The sequence below is a fragment of the Pseudomonas sp. KB_12 genome (assembly GCF_052114545.1).
In the GTDB taxonomy this organism is placed as follows: Bacteria; Pseudomonadota; Gammaproteobacteria; order Pseudomonadales; family Pseudomonadaceae; genus Aquipseudomonas; species Aquipseudomonas brassicacearum.
This window is the reverse complement of sequence record NZ_JBFREY010000002.1, coordinates 39,822-59,421: the sequence shown is the minus strand read 5'-3', so window position 1 is coordinate 59,421 and position 19,600 is coordinate 39,822. Positions and strand designations below refer to the sequence as shown.

At 62.0% G+C, this 19,600-nt stretch carries 19 protein-coding genes; 4 read left to right on the top strand and 15 right to left on the bottom strand.

Translation table 11 applies throughout. The features are described from left to right. Positions 1–347: 347 nt before the first annotated feature. The 10 genes from AB4Z20_RS01425 to ccoN (AB4Z20_RS01380) form a co-directional block, all read right to left on the bottom strand. On the bottom strand, positions 348–758 hold the full coding sequence (locus AB4Z20_RS01425) for a type II toxin-antitoxin system VapC family toxin (protein WP_258690695.1): 411 nt from the start codon (positions 756–758) through the stop codon (positions 348–350). Then, positions 759–1,013, bottom strand: coding sequence for a type II toxin-antitoxin system Phd/YefM family antitoxin (locus tag AB4Z20_RS01420; protein WP_024618410.1), 255 nt, complete (start codon positions 1,011–1,013; stop codon positions 759–761). Between the two features lie 151 nt (positions 1,014–1,164). Further along, positions 1,165–2,148 (bottom strand): cytochrome-c oxidase, cbb3-type subunit III, encoded by a 984-nt coding sequence (gene ccoP, locus AB4Z20_RS01415; RefSeq protein WP_003199603.1) that lies wholly within the window; start codon positions 2,146–2,148, stop codon positions 1,165–1,167. Next, positions 2,145–2,330, bottom strand: coding sequence for a CcoQ/FixQ family Cbb3-type cytochrome c oxidase assembly chaperone (locus tag AB4Z20_RS01410; protein WP_003183474.1), 186 nt, complete (start codon positions 2,328–2,330; stop codon positions 2,145–2,147). Before AB4Z20_RS01410 ends, ccoP (AB4Z20_RS01415) begins: the two co-directional genes overlap by 4 nt. 6 nt (positions 2,331–2,336) lie before the next feature. After that, positions 2,337–2,945 carry a cytochrome-c oxidase, cbb3-type subunit II gene (gene ccoO, locus AB4Z20_RS01405; RefSeq protein WP_003199605.1) on the bottom strand — a complete coding sequence of 203 codons (609 nt, stop codon included), beginning with the start codon at positions 2,943–2,945 and terminating at the stop codon, positions 2,337–2,339. Next, the gene (gene ccoN, locus AB4Z20_RS01400; RefSeq protein ID WP_003199607.1) at positions 2,945–4,387 is read right to left on the bottom strand and encodes a cytochrome-c oxidase, cbb3-type subunit I; all 1,443 of its coding nucleotides are present in this window, start codon (positions 4,385–4,387) and stop codon (positions 2,945–2,947) included. Before ccoN (AB4Z20_RS01400) ends, ccoO (AB4Z20_RS01405) begins: the two co-directional genes overlap by 1 nt. A 481-nt stretch (positions 4,388–4,868) precedes the next feature. Then, positions 4,869–5,822, bottom strand: coding sequence for a cytochrome-c oxidase, cbb3-type subunit III (ccoP, locus tag AB4Z20_RS01395; protein ID WP_253472875.1), 954 nt, complete (start codon positions 5,820–5,822; stop codon positions 4,869–4,871). Then, entirely contained in the window at positions 5,819–6,022 is a 204-nt protein-coding gene (locus AB4Z20_RS01390; protein WP_253472878.1) for a cbb3-type cytochrome oxidase subunit 3, read from the bottom strand. The genes ccoP (AB4Z20_RS01395) and AB4Z20_RS01390 overlap by 4 nt, the downstream gene beginning before the upstream one ends. A gap of 3 nt (positions 6,023–6,025) precedes the next feature. Further along, positions 6,026–6,634 (bottom strand): cytochrome-c oxidase, cbb3-type subunit II, encoded by a 609-nt coding sequence (gene ccoO / locus AB4Z20_RS01385; RefSeq protein ID WP_014339376.1) that lies wholly within the window; start codon positions 6,632–6,634, stop codon positions 6,026–6,028. A 10-nt stretch (positions 6,635–6,644) separates the two neighbouring features. Beyond that, positions 6,645–8,069: a cytochrome-c oxidase, cbb3-type subunit I gene (ccoN, locus tag AB4Z20_RS01380; RefSeq protein ID WP_003199614.1), complete on the bottom strand. Its 1,425-nt coding sequence runs from the start codon at positions 8,067–8,069 to the stop codon at positions 6,645–6,647. 95 nt (positions 8,070–8,164) lie between these two features. On the opposite strand from ccoN (AB4Z20_RS01380), the gene AB4Z20_RS01375 reads away from it, so the two are divergent. Continuing rightward, on the top strand, positions 8,165–8,854 hold the full coding sequence (locus tag AB4Z20_RS01375) for an alpha/beta family hydrolase (protein ID WP_258690698.1): 690 nt from the start codon (positions 8,165–8,167) through the stop codon (positions 8,852–8,854). A 167-nt stretch (positions 8,855–9,021) separates the two neighbouring features. Here AB4Z20_RS01375 and AB4Z20_RS01370 read toward each other — a convergent pair whose 3' ends face one another. The 3 genes from AB4Z20_RS01370 to acnA form a co-directional block, all read right to left on the bottom strand. Then, positions 9,022–10,587: a methyl-accepting chemotaxis protein gene (locus AB4Z20_RS01370; RefSeq protein WP_063322198.1), complete on the bottom strand. Its 1,566-nt coding sequence runs from the start codon at positions 10,585–10,587 to the stop codon at positions 9,022–9,024. A gap of 86 nt (positions 10,588–10,673) precedes the next feature. Next, positions 10,674–11,462 (bottom strand): CPBP family intramembrane glutamic endopeptidase, encoded by a 789-nt coding sequence (locus AB4Z20_RS01365; protein WP_253472887.1) that lies wholly within the window; start codon positions 11,460–11,462, stop codon positions 10,674–10,676. A gap of 325 nt (positions 11,463–11,787) precedes the next feature. Further along, complete coding sequence (gene acnA, locus AB4Z20_RS01360) at positions 11,788–14,529, bottom strand: aconitate hydratase AcnA (RefSeq protein WP_442089176.1); 2,742 nt, start codon at positions 14,527–14,529, stop codon at positions 11,788–11,790. A gap of 172 nt (positions 14,530–14,701) precedes the next feature. On the opposite strand from acnA, the gene rlmM reads away from it, so the two are divergent. Further along, positions 14,702–15,775, top strand: coding sequence for a 23S rRNA (cytidine(2498)-2'-O)-methyltransferase RlmM (gene rlmM, locus AB4Z20_RS01355; RefSeq protein WP_442089175.1), 1,074 nt, complete (start codon positions 14,702–14,704; stop codon positions 15,773–15,775). Positions 15,776–15,972: 197 nt separating this feature from the next. Continuing rightward, the gene (tusA, locus tag AB4Z20_RS01350; RefSeq protein ID WP_014339369.1) at positions 15,973–16,224 is read left to right on the top strand and encodes a sulfurtransferase TusA; all 252 of its coding nucleotides are present in this window, start codon (positions 15,973–15,975) and stop codon (positions 16,222–16,224) included. Here tusA and AB4Z20_RS01345 read toward each other — a convergent pair. Continuing rightward, on the bottom strand, positions 16,221–17,624 hold the full coding sequence (locus AB4Z20_RS01345; RefSeq protein ID WP_442089174.1) for an MATE family efflux transporter: 1,404 nt from the start codon (positions 17,622–17,624) through the stop codon (positions 16,221–16,223). The genes tusA and AB4Z20_RS01345 overlap by 4 nt on opposite strands. 293 nt (positions 17,625–17,917) lie before the next feature. Here AB4Z20_RS01345 and pdxB point away from each other — a divergent pair, with 293 nt between their 5' ends. Beyond that, positions 17,918–19,060 carry a 4-phosphoerythronate dehydrogenase PdxB gene (pdxB, locus tag AB4Z20_RS01340; RefSeq protein ID WP_253472910.1) on the top strand — a complete coding sequence of 381 codons (1,143 nt, stop codon included), beginning with the start codon at positions 17,918–17,920 and terminating at the stop codon, positions 19,058–19,060. Positions 19,061–19,302: 242 nt separating this feature from the next. On the opposite strand, the gene AB4Z20_RS01335 is transcribed toward pdxB, so the two are convergent. Next, the gene (locus AB4Z20_RS01335) at positions 19,303–19,482 is read right to left on the bottom strand and encodes a PA1571 family protein (RefSeq protein ID WP_003199629.1); all 180 of its coding nucleotides are present in this window, start codon (positions 19,480–19,482) and stop codon (positions 19,303–19,305) included. Positions 19,483–19,600 lie beyond the last annotated feature (118 nt).

Here is a 19,600-nt window from a genome sequence, read left to right as displayed (position 1 = left end):
TACGCCTGTCGCTCTAGCCCAAGGGTGCGACCTTTGGTCGCGTTGGGGGTCTGCATAGAATGGTGTAGTGGATGTAACAAGTCATGACTCAGATCAATTGACTATAGCTATTTCATAACGTCGGCGAAACGAAGAGCGCGCTCTGCAGGCTGTTCTGTTTCGTGGCGAGGGAGCTTGCTCCCGCTCGGCTGCGCGTAGGAGCTGCCGAAGGCTGCGATCTTTTGATCTTGATCTTTCGCTCTCGACTCAATTGTCAGTGGAAAGATCGCAGCCTCGTTGCACTCGACAGCTCCTACACCGCCCCCCAGCGGGAGCAAGCTCCCTCGCCACAAAAGGCCACCTTGTAATCAGCCAACCCACGGGTTGAGCACCGCCACGCCGCTGCTTTGAAAATCACTCACGTTGCGGGTCACCACGGTCAACCCATGAACCAGGGCGGTGGCGGCGATCAACGCATCGCATTCATTGCTGCGGTCAGGCACATGCAGGCGAGCGCAACGCAATGTGACGGCACGGTCCACGGCCAGGATCCGGCCGGCAAAGGCAGGCATCACATGATTATCCAGCCAGGCCCGCAGGCGACTGCCCTGCGTCGGGTCCTTGCGTTCGAAGCGCAGCACGCCGGTTTCCAGTTCCAGTACGGTGATCGCCGAGACATACAGGCTGGGAGCAGGGACGCTGCGCGCCCAGGCTTGGACGTTTTTGTCTGCCTGGGGTTTGCGCAGCTCCGAGATGACATTGGTATCGAGTAGAAACATTCAGGACAGGTCCACCGAGCGGGGGGCGATGACGGCACGCTCGGTATCGAAGTCGATGTCCGGCGCATCGGGCATGACCAGCAACTCGACAATGCTGGTGCCGATGCCGGTCAGTTTCTGGTACTCCTCAATGCTTAGCAGTACATGGGCCGGCTTGCCACGGTCGGTGATGATCACCGGCCCTTCACGGGTGGCTTTTTTGGCACCACTTGTGTCGTGGTTGAATTCGCGGCTGGAGATGGTGGTGATGGACATGGAGGTGTCCTCGTTTGAACTTGAATGTAGGCACGTTACTACCGGGGTGGTTGGCCGGCAAGCGAAACAGATTTACCCAGGTTTTTCGGCCGGTAACAAAAAGGCCCCGCCAATCAGATTGGCGGGGCCTTTGGTGTATCAGCTACTTGTCTTACTGGGCGTCAGCGGCCGGAGCCTTTTCGCCATGAGACAGGCTATAGACATAGGCGGCCAGCAAGTGGACCTTGTCGTTGCCTTGCAGGTCAGCCTGGGCAGGCATCTGGCCCTGGCGGCCGTAACGGATGGTCTGCTGCAGTTGAGCGAAGCTCGAACCGTAGATGAACGCCGCAGGGTGCGTCAGGTCAGGTGCGCCCATGGCGGGCGTGCCTTTGCCGGCTGGGCCGTGGCAGGCCACGCAGTTGGCCGCGAACAGTTTCTGGCCGTTGGCCGGATCGGCCTTGGCGCCTTCCGGCAGTTTACGGCCGTGCAGGCTGGTCACCAGGTAGGAAGCCACGTCAGCGACGCCTTGCTCGCCGACCACGGCAGCCCAGCCCGGCATCACGGCGTGACGACCGCCCATGATGGTGGTCTTGATGGTTTCCGGCTCACCGCCCCAGCGCCAGTCGGCGTCGGTCAGGTTGGGGAAGCCATAGGCACCCTTGGCGTCGGAACCGTGGCAAACCGAGCAGTTGGAGGCGAACAGGCGGCCACCCATCTTCAGGGCTTGCGGGTCCTTGGCGACTTCTTCGATCGGCATGGAGGCGAACTTGGCGAAGATCGGACCGAACTTGGCGTCCGAGCGAGCCATTTCCTTTTCCCACTCGTGAACGCCCGTCCAGCCGGTCTGGCCGTTGGCGAAGGCGGTCTGCTTTTCGGTGTCCAGGTAGTTGTAGCCTGGCAGCAGGCCTTTCCAGTTGCCCAGGCCAGGATAGAGCACCAGGTAACCGAGGGCGAACACGATGGTGCCCACGAATAGCATGAACCACCATTTCGGCAGTGGGTTGTCGTACTCCTCGATCCCGTCGAACGAGTGGCCGACGGTCTCGTCCGTCTGCTCGGCGCGCTGGCCCTTGCGGGTCGACAGCAGCAGCCAGGTCAGGGAGAAGATCGTTCCCAGGCTGAGGACTGTGACGTACAGACTCCAGAATGTAGTCATTCTTTGTTACTCCTAGAAGCTTGCTCGACGTGCTTGATGGCTTCGGGATCATCCGCGAACGGCAGCAAGGTCGCGTCGTCAAACTCCGACTTGCGCTTGGGGCTGAACACCCACAGGGCCAGACCGATGAAGGCCACCATCACGACGACGGTGCCCAGGCCGCGAATCATCCCGATATCCATAAAGAATCACCGTTTGCTTTTGATGATGGTGCCCAGGCCTTGCAGATAGGCCACCAGCGCGTCCATTTCAGTCTTGCCCTTGACGGCATCCTTGGCACCGGCGATGTCTTCGTCGGTGTAAGGCACGCCCAGGGTGCGCAGGACTTCCATTTTCTTGGCGGTGTCTTTGCCGTCGAGCTTGTTTTCTACGAGGAACGGGTAGGCCGGCATTTTCGACTCAGGTACCACGTTGCGCGGGTTGTACAAGTGCGCACGGTGCCAGTCGTCGGAGTAGCGGCCGCCAACGCGGGCCAGGTCCGGACCGGTACGCTTGGAACCCCACAGGAATGGGTGGTCCCAGACGCTTTCACCGGCGACCGAATAGTGGCCATAGCGTTCGGTTTCGGCGCGGAACGGACGGATCATCTGCGAGTGGCAGCCGACACAACCGTTGGCGATGTAGATGTCACGGCCTTCCAGTTCAAGGGCGGTACGTGGCTTCATGCCTTCGACCGGCTTGTTGGTCACGTCCTGGAAGAACAGCGGAACGATCTGGGTCAGGCCGCCGATGCTCACGGCGATGACCATGAAGAAGGCCAGCAGGCCGATATTCTTCTCTACTGCTTCGTGCTTCATCAGTGAGCTCCAACTACGGCGATCTTGGCGGCGGCTTCAGCTTCAGCCGGGTCAGAGGCACGAACGGTGCGGTACACGTTGTAGGCCATGAACAGCATGCCGCTGGCGAAGAACGCGCCGCCCAGGGCTCGGACGATATAGCCCGGGTGGCTGGCTTGCAGGGCTTCGACGAACGAGTAGGTCAGGGTGCCGTCGTCGTTGATTGCACGCCACATCAGGCCTTGGGTGATGCCGTTGACCCACATCGAGGCGATGTAGAGCACGGTGCCGATGGTCGCGAGCCAGAAGTGCGCGTTGATCAGGCCGGTGCTGTGCATCTGCGCACGACCGAACAGTTTCGGGATCATGTGGTAGATGGCGCCGATGGAAATCATCGCCACCCAGCCGAGCGCACCAGCGTGTACGTGGCCGATGGTCCAGTCGGTGTAGTGGCTCAGGGAGTTGACGGTCTTGATGGCCATCATCGGGCCTTCGAAGGTCGACATGCCGTAGAACGCCAACGAGACCACCAGGAACCGCAGGATCGGGTCGGTGCGCAGCTTATGCCAGGCGCCCGACAGGGTCATCATGCCGTTGATCATGCCGCCCCAGCTTGGCGCCAGCAGGATGATCGACATCGCCATGCCCAGGGACTGCGCCCAGTCTGGCAGTGCGGTGTAGTGCAGGTGGTGCGGACCGGCCCAGATGTACAGGGTGATCAGCGCCCAGAAGTGCACGATGGACAGGCGATAGGAGTAGATCGGACGCTCGGCCTGTTTCGGCACGAAGTAGTACATCATCCCCAGGAAACCGGTGGTCAGGAAGAAGCCTACGGCGTTGTGGCCGTACCACCACTGGATCATCGCATCGGTCGCGCCCGAGTAGGCCGAGTACGACTTGAAGAAGCTGACCGGCAGGGAAGCGTGGTTGACGATGTGCAGCATGGCTGTCACGACGATGAACGCACCGTAGAACCAGTTACCGACGTAGATGTGCTTGGTCTTGCGCTTGACGATGGTGCCGAAGAACACCAGACCGTAGGTCACCCAGACAATGGCCAGCAGGATAGCCAGGGGCCATTCCAGCTCAGCGTATTCCTTGGTGGTGGTGTAACCCAGTGGCAAGGTCACGATCGCACCGACGATGACCGCTTGCCAGCCCCAGAAGGTGAAGGCGGCGAGGCTGTCGGAGATCAGTCGCGTTTGGCAGGTTCGCTGCACGACGTAGTAAGAAGTGGCAAACAATGCACAACCACCGAAGGCGAAGATCACCAGGTTGGTGTGCAGCGGGCGCAGGCGTCCAAATGTCGTCCATGGCAGATCGAAGTTCAACTCCGGCCAGACCAGTTGCGAGGCGATGAAGACACCGAGCCCCATGCCAAGGATCCCCCAGACCACCGTCATGATGGCGAACTGGCGGACTACCTTATAGTTATAAGCAGTCGGACTGATTGCTGTGCTCATTCTAAGGTTCCACGGTTTGGGTGTTTTATTAGGATAAAAATCGGTCGCAAGTATGGAGAAAGCGGGGGGTCATTGCAACGCGCCATGACCTGGGTCAATGCTTTCCAAAGCTGATTCTGCGGCCTTTCCATGTTTCTTGTAGGGACAAAAATGGCCCACGGCAAAATGTCGCAACGAAGGAATGAGGCGAGGGGGTCAGGTCGGTTGTAACGGGGTGTGTTCAAACACGGCGTTCGGGTGATGCCAGGCAACTGTCGCAACAGCCGGTATTCACCTGCCTTTGCGGCCTTTTTGACGAACGATTGTCGAACGCATCGGGTCGGGTCGACCTGAAACCGGCAGTCGCCAGCGCACGCAAAGGCAAGCTTAGACCCGATTCCGGGGAACCGAAAGAAAGACTATGGGAGGGTGCGACAATGCGTCGCGCAGGGACACGGAGCAGCCGCATCCAGACGGATGCGGCTGTTCACGCGGTCAAGATTTATTCGCTTTTGTGTTCGGCTTGCAGGCGCTCGGCACCGGCGGCGTGGGACAGGCTGTAGACGTAGGCGGCCAGCAGTTGCACCTTGTCATTGCCCAGCAACTCATTCTGCGCTGGCATGTGGCCCTGGCGACCATGGCGAATGGTCTGCTGCAACTGTGCCAGGCTGGTGCCGTAGATGAAGCCGGCCGGTTGCGTCAGGTTCGGCGCGCCCATGGCTTCGGTTCCCTGGCCGTTGGCGCCGTGGCAGGCGACACAGGTGGTGCTGAAGGCTTGCTGGCCGGCTTGCAGGTCGGCACCGCTGTCCGCCGGCAGAGGCAGGCCGGCCAAGTCGTGGCGTACGTACGCGGCCACATTCTTGACCCCGGCCTCTCCCAGCACTTCGCCCCAGGCCGGCATCGCCGCCATGCGGCCGCCCATGATGGTGGTCTTGATGGTGTCGGCAGCGCCGCCCCAGCGCCAGTTGCTGTCGGCCAGGTTCGGGAAGCCGAAGGCACCCTTGGCGTCCGAACCATGGCAGACCGAGCAGTTGGAGGCGAACAGGCGGCCACCCATCTTCAAGGCCTGTGGGTCCTTGGCTACTTCCTCCACGGGCATGGCGGCGAATTTGGCGAAGATCGGTCCGAACTTGGCATCGGCCTTGGCCATTTCCTTTTCCCATTCATGGGCGCCGGTCCAGCCGTTCTCGTAGCCTGGCAGGATGCCTTTCCAGTTGCCCAGGCCCGGATAGAGGACCAGGTAGCCGACGGAAAACACCAGGGTGCCGGCGAACAACAGGAACCACCACTGCGGCAGCGGGTTGTCGTACTCCTCGATGCCGTCGAAGCTGTGGCCCATGGTCTGGTCGACGCTGCCCTTGGTCTCGCCCTTGCGAGTGCCGATCAGCAACCACGTCAGGCCGATGAGGCTGCCGATGGTCAGTACGCAGATCCACGTACTCCAGAAGGTGGTCATGGCCGGGTGCTCCTTGTTGCAGGGTCTTGGGGGGTGGCGATGTCGGCAGCTGGCTCGTCGGCGAACGGCAGCAGGCGCGCTTCGGCGAACTCTGGACGACGTTTGCTGCTGAATACCCACAGGGTCAGGCCGATGAAGGCGATGAACACCACGACCGTGCCCAGGCCGCGGATCATTCCAGTACTCATTTCAAGAACCATGGCTCACCTCTTGCTCTTGATGGCAGTGCCGAGCACTTGCAGGTAGGCCACCAGCGCGTCCATTTCGGTCTTGCCCTTGAGCGAGGCCACGCTGCCCGTGATGTCGTCGTCGGTGTACGGCACGCCCAGGGTGCGCATGGCGCGCAGCTTGCCTTCGGTGTGGCTGCTGTCTACCGCCTGGGTCACCAGCCACGGGTAGGCCGGCATTTTCGACTCGGGCACGACGTTGCGCGGGTTGTACAGGTGGGCGCGGTGCCAATCATCGGAGTAGCGCGCGCCGACCCGTGCCAGGTCCGGCCCGGTGCGCTTGGAGCCCCACAGGAATGGGTGGTCCCAGACGCTTTCGCCGGCGACGGAGTAGTGGCCGTAGCGCTCGGTCTCGGCGCGGAATGGACGGATCATCTGCGAGTGGCAGCCGACGCAGCCTTCACGAATGTAGATATCACGGCCTTCCAGTTGCAGGGCGGTGTAGGGCTTCATGCCGTCCACCGGTTTATTGGTCACGTCCTGGAAGAACAGCGGCACGATCTGGGTCAGACCACCAATGCTCACGGCCAGGACCATCAGCAGCATCAACAGGCCGACGTTTTTTTCGATTGTTTCGTGTTTCATGGTGGACTCCTCAGGCCATCTGCGCGGCAGCGGCGGCTTCGGCAGGCTGGTAGGCCCGCACGGTGCGCCAGGTGTTGTAGGCCATCAGCAGCATGCCGAGGAGGAAGATCGACCCGCCCGCCAGCCGCACGACGAAGCCTGGGTGGCTGGCCACCAGGGTTTCGACGAAGGAGTAGGTGAGCGTGCCGTCTTCGTTCACCGCACGCCACATCAGGCCCTGGGCGATGCCGTTGACCCACATCGAGGCGATGTAGAGCACGGTGCCGATGGTCGCGAGCCAGAAGTGCGCGTTGATCAGGCCGATGCTGTGCATCTGTGGCCGGCCGAAGACTTTCGGGATCATGTGGTACAGCGCACCGATGGAAATCATCGCCACCCAGCCGAGCGCGCCGGCATGGACGTGGCCGATGGTCCAGTCGGTGTAGTGGGAGAGGGCGTTGACGGTCTTGATCGCCATCATCGGACCTTCGAAGGTCGACATGCCGTAGAACGCCAGGGACACCACCAGGAACCGCAGGATCGGGTCGCTGCGCAGCTTATGCCAGGCCCCCGACAGGGTCATCATGCCGTTGATCATGCCGCCCCAGCTTGGCGCCAGCAGGATCAGCGACATCACCATGCCCAGGGACTGTGCCCAGTCCGGCAGCGCGGTGTAGTGCAAGTGGTGAGGGCCGGCCCAGATGTACAGGGTGATCAGTGCCCAGAAGTGCACGATGGACAAGCGATAGGAATACACCGGGCGCTCGGCCTGCTTCGGCACGAAGTAGTACATCATCCCCAGGAAGCCTGCGGTGAGGAAGAAGCCTACGGCGTTGTGGCCGTACCACCATTGCACCATCGCGTCCGTGGCCCCGGCGTACACCGAGTAGGATTTGGTGAAGCTCACCGGCAGCTCCAGGTTGTTGACGATGTGCAGGATCGCCACGGTCAGGATGAACCCGCCGAAGAACCAGTTACCGACGTAGATGTGCTTGGTGTTGCGTTTGGCCACGGTGCCGAAGAACACAATCGCGTAGGCCACCCAGACGATGGTGATCAGGATGTCGATCGGCCATTCCAACTCGGCGTATTCCTTGGAACTGGTGTAGCCCAGTGGCAGGCTGATGGCCGCCAGCAGGATCACCAGTTGCCAGCCCCAGAAGCAGAACGCGGCGATTTTCGGCGCGAACAGCTGCGTCTGGCAGGTGCGTTGCACGGAATAAAACGAACTCGCAAACAACGCGCACCCGCCGAAGGCAAAGATCACTGCGTTGGTGTGCAGTGGGCGCAGGCGGCCGAAGCTGGTCCATGGCAAATCGAAGTTGAGTTGTGGCCAGACCAATTGGGCGGCGAGAAAAACCCCGAGCCCCATGCCGACGATGCCCCACACCACCGTCATAATGGCGAATTGGCGGACCACCTTGTAGTTGTAGGCGGTACTGATAGAAGTGTTCATGGTTCCCCATCCACGGTTCAGCCGAAGTAGCGCCTGCGCAAGGCAGTGCGGCGTTCTTCGCCTGGAGTTATAGGCAGACTAAAAGCGAGGTCAGCATGGACAAACAGCACAAGGCCAGTATTGACGGGGATCAATGGGCGCGATGTGTGGCCGAACACGGCTGGTTATGGACTGCCGGGCAATCGGTCGCCAGCGCCAGGGCGCCAACCCTGATCCTGGCCCATGGTGCCGGTGCGCCAATGGACAGTGGCTTTATGGCGCAAATGGCCGCGCGCCTTGCCGCGCAGGGCGTCAACGTATTGCGCTTCGAGTTTCCCTACATGGCCCAGCGGCGCCAGGATGGGGGCAAGCGTCCACCCAACCCGGCGCCTAAGTTGCTGGAATGCTGGCGTGAGGTGTACGCCACGGTGCGGCCTTATGTCGCTGGACGGCTGGCGGTGGGGGGCAAATCCATGGGCGGGCGTATGGCGAGCCTGCTGGCCGATGAACTGGGCGCCGATGCGCTGGTGTGCCTGGGGTATCCCTTCTACGCGGTGGGCAAGCCGGAGAAACCGCGGGTCGAGCATCTGGCGGCGTTGAAGACCCGGACCTTGATCGTCCAGGGCGAGCGCGATGCGTTAGGCAATCGGGAGGCGGTGCAGGGGTATGCCTTGTCACCGGATATTGAAGTGATGTGGCTGGCGGCGGGGGATCATGATTTGAAGCCGTTGAAGGCTTCGGGGTTTAGTCATGAGCAGCATCTGGAGGCTGCTGCGGGAAAGGTGGCGGCGTTTCTTCAGGATTGATGGCGTCTGTCCTGGCCTCTTCGCGAGCAAGCTCGCTCCCACAGTGGAGTGCATTTGAATGAGCGACCCCAACCCCTGTGGGAGCGAGCTTGCTCGCGATAGCGATCTATCAGGCAACAAAAAACCCGGAAGCTTTCGCTATCCGGGTTTTCTGTATCAAGCAACGATCAGCGGTTAAACCGCTCTACCAACGAATACTGCGTATTGGCCGTGCGGGTCAGCTCTTCACTCAGCAGTGCCGAGCTGTGAGCCTGGCCAGAGGTCTGGTCGGCCAGCTCCGAGATATTGCTGATGTTGCGGCTGATCTCCTCGGCCACTGAGCTTTGCTCCTCGGTGGCGGCGGCGATCTGGGTGGTCATGTCGGTGATGTGGGCTACTGCTTCGCTGATCCCCACCAGTGCCTCGTCCGCTTCCATGACCCGCGCCACGCCTTCTTCGGCCTGGCGATGGCCGGCGTCCATGGTCTGCACGGCGTTGGTGGCGGTCTGCTGGAGCTTGGCGATCAGGGCGTGGATCTGCCCAGTGGATTCGCTGGTGCGTTGTGCCAGTTGCCGCACTTCGTCAGCCACCACGGCAAAGCCACGGCCCATCTCTCCGGCACGGGCCGCTTCGATGGCGGCGTTGAGGGCCAGCAGGTTGGTCTGGTCGGCGATGCCTTTGATCACGTCTACCACGCCACCGATCTCGTCGCTGTCCTTGGCCAACTGGGTCACGGTCTGCCCGGTCTCGCCGACCACCACCGACAGGCGCTCGATGGCTTCGCGGGTTTCGCCGGCGATGTCGCGGCCGCGGCTGGTCAGGCGGTTGGCTTCCTGGGTGGCATCGGCGGTGCGCTGCACGTGGCTGGCGACTTCCTGGGTTGTTGCCGCCATCTGGTTGACGGCCGTAGCGACCTGTTCGGTCTCCACCCGCTGGCGCTCCAGGCCGCTGGAACTGTTATGAGCCAGGGTGTTGGACTGGCGAGCCTGGTCGTTAAGGTGCTCGGCGGTGTCCTGCAGGCGGGTCAGGCAGGTTTTCAGGCGTGCTTCCTGGCTGAGGATCGACATCTCCAGGCGTGCCTGGACGCCACGGCTGTCGGTGTACATCCGGGCGATCAGCGGGTCGGACGTGGTTTGCTCGGCCAGGCGCAGCAGGCGCTTGATCCCGCGTTGCTGCCATTGCAGGCCCATCAGCCCCAAGGGCACCGACAGCACGGCCGCCAGGGCAAAGCCCCAGGAGGAATCCAGGAACGCGCCGACGACGAAACTCAACTGGCTGACCAGGATAAACGGTAGCCAGTCCTGCAGCATGGGCACCCATTTGTCGCTGCCCGGAACCGCGGACTTGCCTTGGTTGATGCGTTGATAAAGCGCTTCGGCCCGAGCGATCTGTTCGGCGGAGGGCTTGACCCGCACCGATTCGTAGCCGACCACCTGATTGCCCTCGAACACGGGCGTGACATAGGCATTGACCCAGTAATGGTCGCCGTTCTTGCTGCGGTTCTTGACGATGCCCATCCATGGCAAGCCTTGTTTCAGCGTACCCCACATGTGTGCGAACACCGCGGATGGGACGTCGGGATGGCGCACGAGATTGTGCGGCGAACGAATCAGTTCTTCCTTCGAATACCCGCTGATGTCAACGAACGCGTCGTTGCAGTAGGTGATCACGCCCTTGGCGTCGGTGGTCGAAATCAATCGTTGCTGGGCCGGGAAGGTCCTTTCGCGTTGTGTGACGGGTTGGTTGTTACGCATGTGTGTTGATCCGCAAGACTTTGAAAGGCTATGAAAGGTTGTCGGCGGTGTCAGGTTTTAATTGAAGTTATTTTTGCCTGTCGCTATCACGCCAGCATCGGATAGGTAAATAGGGCGAAATGAAGCAGATTGAGGAGAAAATGTGTGGCAATCGCCGCGCCCAGGCCGCCAAAACGATACGCCAGGCCGTAGCCGACCCCCGCCAGGCCCGACAACAGCACCCATTGCCAACCTGCGCCAGCGTGTACCACGCCGAACAGCAGCGAGGTCAGGAGCAGCGCCAGGTTGTCGCCGTAACCCAAGTGTTTGAAGCGCCGGCTCAAGCCTCCCTGAATGTAGCCACGAAACAGCGCTTCCTCCACGAGCGTCACCAATAAAAGATTATTGAGCACCCACAACCAGGCGTGATCCGGCCATTTTGGTGCCCAATGGATCATGCCCAGCAGCATCGCCCCGCCGAGGGCCAGCACCGCGCTCAGCGCCAGCCCCAGGGCCGTGGCATAGACCGACAGGCGAAATGAGCGCCGGCCGACGATCCAGGGGCAGGCCAGCAGCAGCCAGAATCCGATCAGGGGCTTGTCCTGGTTGAAGTACATGGCAAATGGCGCGGCGTCGTCGGTCAAGCGTTGCGCGGGGATCGCCCGGCCATTGAAGAAGCCGGGCATCCAATGCAAGGCCAGCGCCAGGGCCATTACCACAAATAGAATGTGACCGAGAAACCGGCCGATTGGCATGGGTTGCTGGCGAACGGCATACCCGGCGAACAGCAATAGCGCGACTGAGATGAGGGCGGTCCAGGCCAACTGGCCGTAGGCCAGGGCCAGGCCATAGCCGATGGCGAGCATGGCCAGATAGGGCCAAGGTAAAGCGGGCATATAACATCCTTTTAGACGGTAGAGCTTTGGGCGAAAGTGGCCGCCGCGTCTATGACGCTGCCAGGTCGCGCAAAGAACACGTTTTGTATCCATGCAGGTTCATGCGTAGGAGGGGCAAGCCGTTGGCTGACTCGGTTCCGTGAGTGCCGACGGGATTATAGGCAGGCTCGTGCAAAGACGCCGCCTGTTAAAACGCTAATAACGGTCAGTAAGCCGCAGAACCTGTGGGAGCGAGCTTGCTCGCGATAGGGGCTTGTCAGTCAACATCGATGTTGGCTGTTCTACCGCTATCGCGAGCGAGCTCGCTCCCACAGGGGGCTGATCTTTAGCCGGCAATCAATTGCCGCAACACATAGTGAAGGATCCCGCCGGCCTTGAAATATTCCACTTCATTCAAGGTATCGATCCGGCACAGCACTTCGATTCGCTCCTGGCTGCCGTCCTCGCGGGTAATGACCAGGGACAGGTTCATGCGCGGCGTCAGTTCGACGTCATTGAGCCCGAGGATGTCCAGGGTTTCCTTGCCCGCAAGGTTCAGGCTCTTGCGGTTCTGGTCGAGCTTGAACTGCAACGGCAGCACACCCATGCCCACCAGGTTGGAGCGATGGATGCGCTCGAAGCTTTCGGCGATCACCGCCTTGACCCCCAGCAGGTTCGTGCCCTTCGCTGCCCAGTCCCGGCTCGATCCGGTGCCATATTCCTGGCCGGCGATCACCACCAGCGGCGTGCCTGCGGCCTGGTACAGCATGGCGGCGTCGTAGATCGGCATTCGTTCGCCACTGGGGATGTAGATCGTGTTGCCACCTTCTTCGCCGTCGAGCATTTCGTTGCGAATGCGGATATTGGCGAAGGTGCCGCGCATCATCACCTGGTGGTTGCCGCGCCTGGAACCATAGGAGTTGAAGTCCCGTGGCTCCACGCCTTGTTCGCGCAGGTAGCGACCGGCCGGGCTGTCCGCCTTGATGTTGCCGGCCGGGGAGATGTGGTCGGTGGTCACCGAGTCTCCCAACAGGGCCAGGACACGTGCACCCACGACGTTCTTGACGGCCGGTGGCGGCCCGTCGATGTCGTCGAAGAACGGCGGGTGCTGGATGTAGGTCGAGTCGTCCTGCCAGACGTAAGTCGCCGCCTGCGGCACTTCGATGGCTTGCCATTGCTCGTCACCGGCAAACACGGCGGCGTATTCCTTGTGGAACATGCTGGTGTTGACCTGGGCTACGGCGGCGGCCACTTCCTGGCTGCTGGGCCAGATGTCCCGCAGGTACACCGGTTTGCCGTCCCGGTCGTTGCCCAGCGGCTCGCTGCTGATGTCGATGCGCACGGTGCCGGCCAGGGCATAGGCGACCACCAGCGGCGGCGAAGCCAGCCAGTTGGTCTTCACCAGTGGGTGCACCCGGCCTTCGAAGTTGCGGTTGCCCGACAATACCGAAGCCACCGTCAGGTCGGCTTTCTGGATGGCTTTTTCGATGGGCTCCGGCAACGGCCCGGAGTTGCCGATACAGGTGGTGCAACCATAGCCCACCAAGTCGAAACCGAGTTTATCCAGGTACTCGGTCAGGCCGGCCGCCTTGTAGTAGTCGGTGACCACCTTGGAGCCCGGGGCCAGGGAACTCTTGACCCACGGCTTGCGGGTCAGGCCCTTTTTCACGGCTTTTTTCGCCAGCAGCCCGGCGGCCATCATCACGCTGGGGTTGGAGGTGTTGGTGCACGAAGTAATGGCGGCAATCACCACCGCGCCGTTTTTCAGGCGATGGGTGTGGCCTTCGTATTGGTATTCGGCTTCGCCCACCTGATCGGCATTGCCCACCGCGACGCCACCGCCACCTTCACTTTCCAGGCGACCTTCTTCTTTGCTGGTGGGTTTGACCTGCAACCCCAGGAAGTCGCTGAAAGCCTGGCCGACATTCGGCAGCGAAACCCGGTCCTGCGGGCGTTTCGGTCCGGCGAGGCTGGCCTCGACGCTGCCCATGTCCAGCTCCAGGGTGTCGGTGAACACCGGTTCCTGGCCGGGCAAGCGCCACAGGCCTTGGGCCTTGCAATAGGCCTCGACCAATTTCACCGTTTCCGCTGGGCGTCCCGACAGGCGCAAGTAGTCCAGGGTCACATCGTCCACCGGGAAGAAACCGCAGGTGGCGCCGTATTCCGGGGCCATGTTGGCGATGGTGGCGCGGTCGGCCAAGGGCAGGTCGGCCAGACCGTCGCCATAGAACTCGACGAACTTGCCCACCACGCCTTTCTTGCGCAGCATCTGCGTGACGGTCAGCACCAGGTCGGTGGCGGTGATGCCTTCGCGCAGCTTGCCGATGAGTTTGAAGCCGATGACCTCGGGAATCAGCATCGACACCGGTTGGCCGAGCATGGCCGCTTCCGCCTCGATCCCGCCGACGCCCCAGCCCAGTACGCCGAGGCCGTTGATCATGGTGGTGTGGGAGTCAGTGCCCACCAGCGTGTCGGGGAACGCGTAGGTGCGACCGTCTTCCTCTTTGGTCCACACGGTGCGGCCCAGGTATTCGAGGTTGACCTGATGGCAGATGCCAGTGCCCGGCGGCACCACGCTGAAGTTGTCGAAAGCGCTCTGGCCCCAACGCAGGAAGGCGTAGCGTTCGCCGTTGCGCTGCATTTCGATGTCGACGTTCTGCTCGAACGCCTGGCTGCTGGCGAATTTGTCCACCATCACCGAGTGGTCGATCACCAGGTCCACCGGCGACAGCGGGTTGATCCGCTGGGGATCGCCGCCGGCCTTTTCCACGGCGGCACGCATGGCGGCCAGGTCGACCACGGCGGGGACGCCGGTGAAGTCTTGCATCAACACCCGCGCGGGGCGGTATTGAATCTCGCGGTCGGAGCGGCGCTCCTTGAGCCACCCGGCCAGGGCCTTGAGGTCGGTGCCGGTGACGGTTTTTTCATCTTCCCAACGCAGCAGGTTTTCCAGCAGTACCTTCAACGACATGGGCAGTTTGTCCAGGTCGCCCAGGCTTCGGGCGGCATCCGGCAGGCTGAAGTAGTGGTAGGTCCTGGCGTCGACTTGCAGTGTTTTAAGGGTCTTCAGGCTATCGAGGGACGGCATTGAAATCACTCCTTTGAGTCCGCACGGCTACGGACTGACGGAACGGACAGAGCCTTTAACCTAGCCCTGTTTTGAGCGTATGACTAATCACTGGACTCTATGGGCAGGTTCGCGGTTCCGAACTCCGCTATCATGCGGCGGTTTTCGTGACAGGCTTTGCTACGGAGTTTCAATGAACACGCTTTTCATGCACTGCCGGCCGGGCTTCGAAGGCGAGGTCTGTTCCGAGATCGCCGAGCACGCGGCCCGACTCAACGTGGCCGGCTACGCCAAGGCCAAATCGGCCAGTGCCTGCGCTGAATTTGTCTGCACCGAAGACGGCGGCGCCGAGCGGCTGATGGGCGGCCAGCGCTTCGCCGAACTGATTTTTCCGCGCCAGTGGGCGCGCGGTACTTTCATCGATTTGCCGGAAACCGATCGCATCAGCGTCATCCTGGCCCACATGGCCGCTTTCCCGACCTGTGGCAGCCTGTGGCTGGAAGTGGTGGACACCAACGACGGCAAGGAGCTGTCGAACTTCTGCAAAAAATTCGAAGGCCCCTTGCGCAAGGCGCTGATTGGCGCCGGCAAGCTGGTGGACGACCCGCGCAAGCCGCGCCTGCTGCTGACCTTCAAGAGTGGTCGCGAAGTGTTCCTGGGCCTGGCCGAATCCGATAACTCGGCGATGTGGCCGATGGGCATTCCCCGCCTGAAGTTTCCCCGGGAAGCGCCGAGCCGTTCCACCCTCAAGCTTGAAGAGGCCTGGCACCATTTCATTCCCCGGGACCAGTGGGACGAGCGCCTGCACAGCGACATGACCGGCGTGGACCTCGGCGCCGCGCCGGGCGGCTGGACCTGGCAACTGGTCAACCGGGGCATGCTGGTGACCGCCATCGACAATGGCCCGATGGCCGAAAGCCTGATGGACACCGGCCTGGTGCAGCATCTGATGGCAGACGGCTTCACGTTCAAGCCCAAGCAGCCGGTGGACTGGATGGTCTGCGATATCGTCGAGAAGCCGGCACGCAACGCGGCGATGCTGGAAGAGTGGATTGGCGAAGGGCATTGCCGCGAGGCCGTGGTCAACCTCAAGCTGCCGATGAAACAGCGTTATGCCGAGGTCAAGCGCCTGCTCGAACGTATCGCCGAGGGGTTCAAGGCTCGGGGGATCAAGGTTGAGATCGGTTGCAAGCAGCTGTACCACGACCGCGAGGAAGTGACGTGCCATCTGCGGCGGTTGGACACCAAGAAGCCCAAGTCTCGCTGAAGCATGTAGCGAGCTTTTGTGGCGAGGGAGCTTGCTCCCGCTGGGTTGCGAAGCAACCCCAATGCTCCTGCTGGATTCTAAAAGCGACGACTGCTGCGCAGCCGAGCGGGAGCAAGCTCCCTCGCCACAGGGCTGATGTACATTTGTTAAGCGCGCCGACATTGCGCGACAATGCCGGCCAGTTTCAGGAGTAGAACATGAGTGAAATGAACGATACGCCGGTGGACGGCACGCTGGATGCCACGGGTCTCAATTGCCCGGAACCGGTGATGATGCTACACCAGCACATCCGCGACCTGGTCCCCGGCGGGCTGCTGAAAGTGATCGCCACCGACCCCTCGACTCGCCGCGACATCCCCAAGTTTTGCGTGTTCCTGGACCACGAACTGGTGGCCCAGCAGGAGGAAGCGGGCACTTACCTCTACTGGATTCGCAAGAAACTCGCTTAATCCGTCGAGCGGCTGAGGCGGATCTGCTTGCGCGCGCTGCGTGCCAGGCGGATCGACAGCATCAGCGCCGCGCAGCTCAAGCCCACGATCAGGCCTTGCCACAACCCGCTCGGGCCGCTGGCGGCACCGAGCCAGTCGGTCAGGCCCAGGGCGTAACCCACCGGCAGGCCGATCCCCCAATAGGCGAACAGGGTCAGGATCATCGTCACCCGGGTGTCCTGAAAGCCGCGCAACGCGCCTGCCGCCGTGACCTGGATCGCATCGGAAAACTGGAACAGCGCCGCGTAGACGATCAGCATCGACGCCACGTTGATCACCACCGGATCGGCGGTATAGATCGCCGCGATGGGCCCGCGTAGCGCGAACATCAGGCTCGCCGACAGGCAGGCGTACGCCAGGGCCGTGCCCATGCCCACCCCGGCGGCGAAGCGCGCTTCGCGCGGCTGACGACGGCCCAGGGCCTGGCCGACCCGCACCGTGACGGCCATGCCCAGGGAGTAGGGGATCATGAACACCAATGAACTGAAGTTCAGCGCGATCTGATGCCCGGCCACCACGGTGGCGCCGAGGCTGCCGATCAGCAGGGCGATCACCGCGAAAATGCTCGATTCGGCGAACACCGCAATGCCAATCGGCAGGCCGATGCCCAGCAGGCGCTTGATCACCGCCCATTGCGGCCAGTCGAAACGGCTGAACAGCCGGCTCGACTGATAGGCCGGTGCCCAGCGCGCCCAACCGGCCATGCCCAGGGCCATGACCCACATCACGATGGCCGTGGCCCAGCCACAACCGACGCCGCCCATGGCGGGCACGCCCAGGTGTCCGTAGATGAAGATGTAATTGAGCGGAATGTTCAGCGCCAACCCGCACAGCCCCAGCACCATCGCCGGCCGCGTGCGACCCAGGCCATCGCTGAAGCAGCGCAGTACGTGGTACAGCGCCACGGCCGGCAGGCCCGTGCCGATGCCGCGCAGGTATTCCATGCATGGGCCAATCAGTTCAGGGTCGACATTCATGATGTGCAGGATCGGTTCGGCGCTGAACAGCGCCAGTGAGGCGATCAACCCCACCACCAATGCCAGCCACAGCGCCTGGCGCACCAGTGGGCCGATCTCGTCGAACGTACCGGCACCGAAGCGCTGGGCAACTTTCGGCGTGGTCGCCAGCAATGTGCCGGTCATCAACAGGAACACCGGCACCCAGATCGAATTGCCCAGGGCCACGGCCGCCAGGTCTCGCGGGCCAACCCGACCGGCCATCACCGCATCGACAAACCCCATGGCGGTGGTTGCCAGTTGCGCCACCATGATCGGCAAGGCCAGGGCCAGCAAGGTCCTGAGTTCCAGGCGAACGCGGGCCGGGCGGGAGAGGGTGGTGGGGGTATCGATGACAGGGTTCACAGGGAAAGCGTCCGAAAAGGTTAAGCGCAAGGCGGCGAATTCTACGCTTTGACGCAGTGGTCAGGAAAAATCCTGTGTTGTGGATTTGTAATCGTTCGCTCAGTCGTGCAAATGCTGTTGTGGCGAGGGAGCTTGCTCCCGCTCGACTGCGCAGCAGTCGCCTGCACTTTGGGCCCGCTTCGCAGGCCAGCGGGAGCAAGCTCCCTCGCCACAATTTAGTTCACTGAGGTAATGCGCTGGCCCATCGAGGCGAGGAACGCCTACACTGCGCCTCCCGCCAAAGGAGCTCTGCCATGCTGATCGTCGCCGACGAAAACATCCCCCTGCTTGATGCATTTTTCCAAGGATTCGGCGAAATCCGCCGGGTACCGGGCCGGGGGATCGACCGGACGATGGTCGAGCAAGCCGACGTGCTGCTGGTGCGTTCGGTCAGCCAGGTCAATCGGGCTCTGCTGGAAGGCAGCAAGGTGCGCTTCGTCGGCACCTGCACCATCGGCACCGATCATCTGGACCTGGATTATTTCGCCGAAGCCGGTATCCGCTGGGCCAGCGCGCCGGGCTGCAATGCCCGTGGCGTGGTGGACTACGTGCTGGGCAGCCTGATGACCCTGGCAGAAATCGAAGGCGCGCAACTCGAGCAACGAACCTTCGGTGTGGTCGGTGCAGGCCAGGTGGGCGGGCGGTTGATCGAGGTGCTCAAGGGGCTGGGCTGGACCGTGAAGGTCTGCGATCCGCCGCGTCAGGCCGCCGAGGGGGGCGACTATGTGAGCCTGGAGCAGATCATCGAGCAGTGCGATGTGATCAGCCTGCACACACCGTTGACCCGCGACGGTGAGCAACCGACCTGGCACCTGTTCGACGAGGCGCGCCTGAACCAGCTCAAGCCCGGGACCTGGCTGATCAACGCGGCCCGCGGCCCGGTGATCGATAACGCCGCGCTACGCGAAGTGTTGCTGGAACGCGAAGACCTGCAAGCGGTGTTGGATGTCTGGGAGCAGGAACCCACCGTGGATGTGGACCTGGCCGATTTGTGCGTGATCGCGACCCCGCACATTGCCGGTTACAGCCTTGATGGCCGCCAGCGCGGCACCGCCCAGATCTACCAGGCCTTGTGCGCTTTCCTGGAGCGGCCGGTTGAAGTCAGCCTCAGCGACCTGTTGCCTCGGCCTTGGCTGGGTGGCATCACCCTGGATGCCGCAACCGACCCGGCCTGGGCCTTGGCGGCGTTGTGCCGGAGCGTGTATGACCCCCGTGGCGACGACGCGAACTTTCGCCGCAGCCTGGTGGGCAGCGTCAGCGAGCAACGCAGCGCGTTCGACGCCTTGCGCAAGCATTATCCGCCACGGCGGGAAATCGATAGCTTGAAGGTGCGTATCGAAGGGCAGTCGGCGGCCTTGCAACAGATCGTGACGGCATTGGGCGCCACTGTTATTTGATCACCGCTCTTGTGGCGAGGGAGCTTGCTCCCGCTCGGCGGTGTAGGAGCTGGCGAAGCCTGCGATCTTTTGATCTTTCACTTGGAACTCAAGCGCCAATGGAAAGATCGCAGCCTCGCTTCGCTCGACAGCTCCTACAGCGCAACCCAGCGGGAGCAAGCTCCCTCGCCACAGAAGCTTGTGCAATCAGCAGGCATAAAAAACCCGACATCAAGGTCGGGTCCAATTGAAGACGGGCTGTATCACTTTTGTTCGGCAGGCTTGACCAGTCGTTTTTCCAGCTCGCTGCAGGCTTTCTGGATCATGTCTTCGGTGATCGGTACTTCGCGCCCTTGGGCATCGATGAACGAGCAGCCCAGAGACTGGTCCGGTTGCGTGCGGATTACTTGAATCTTGTCGTCGCTGCTGTGTTGCAAGGACATGGCCTGTCTCCTCATCAGGTTGTGTGCCTACTTTAATGTCGCCAGGTGACCGAGCCATGACACTCCTTGTAGGTTCATGGCGACACCTCCACTCAATCAGAAACGCAGTTGCGTTTCC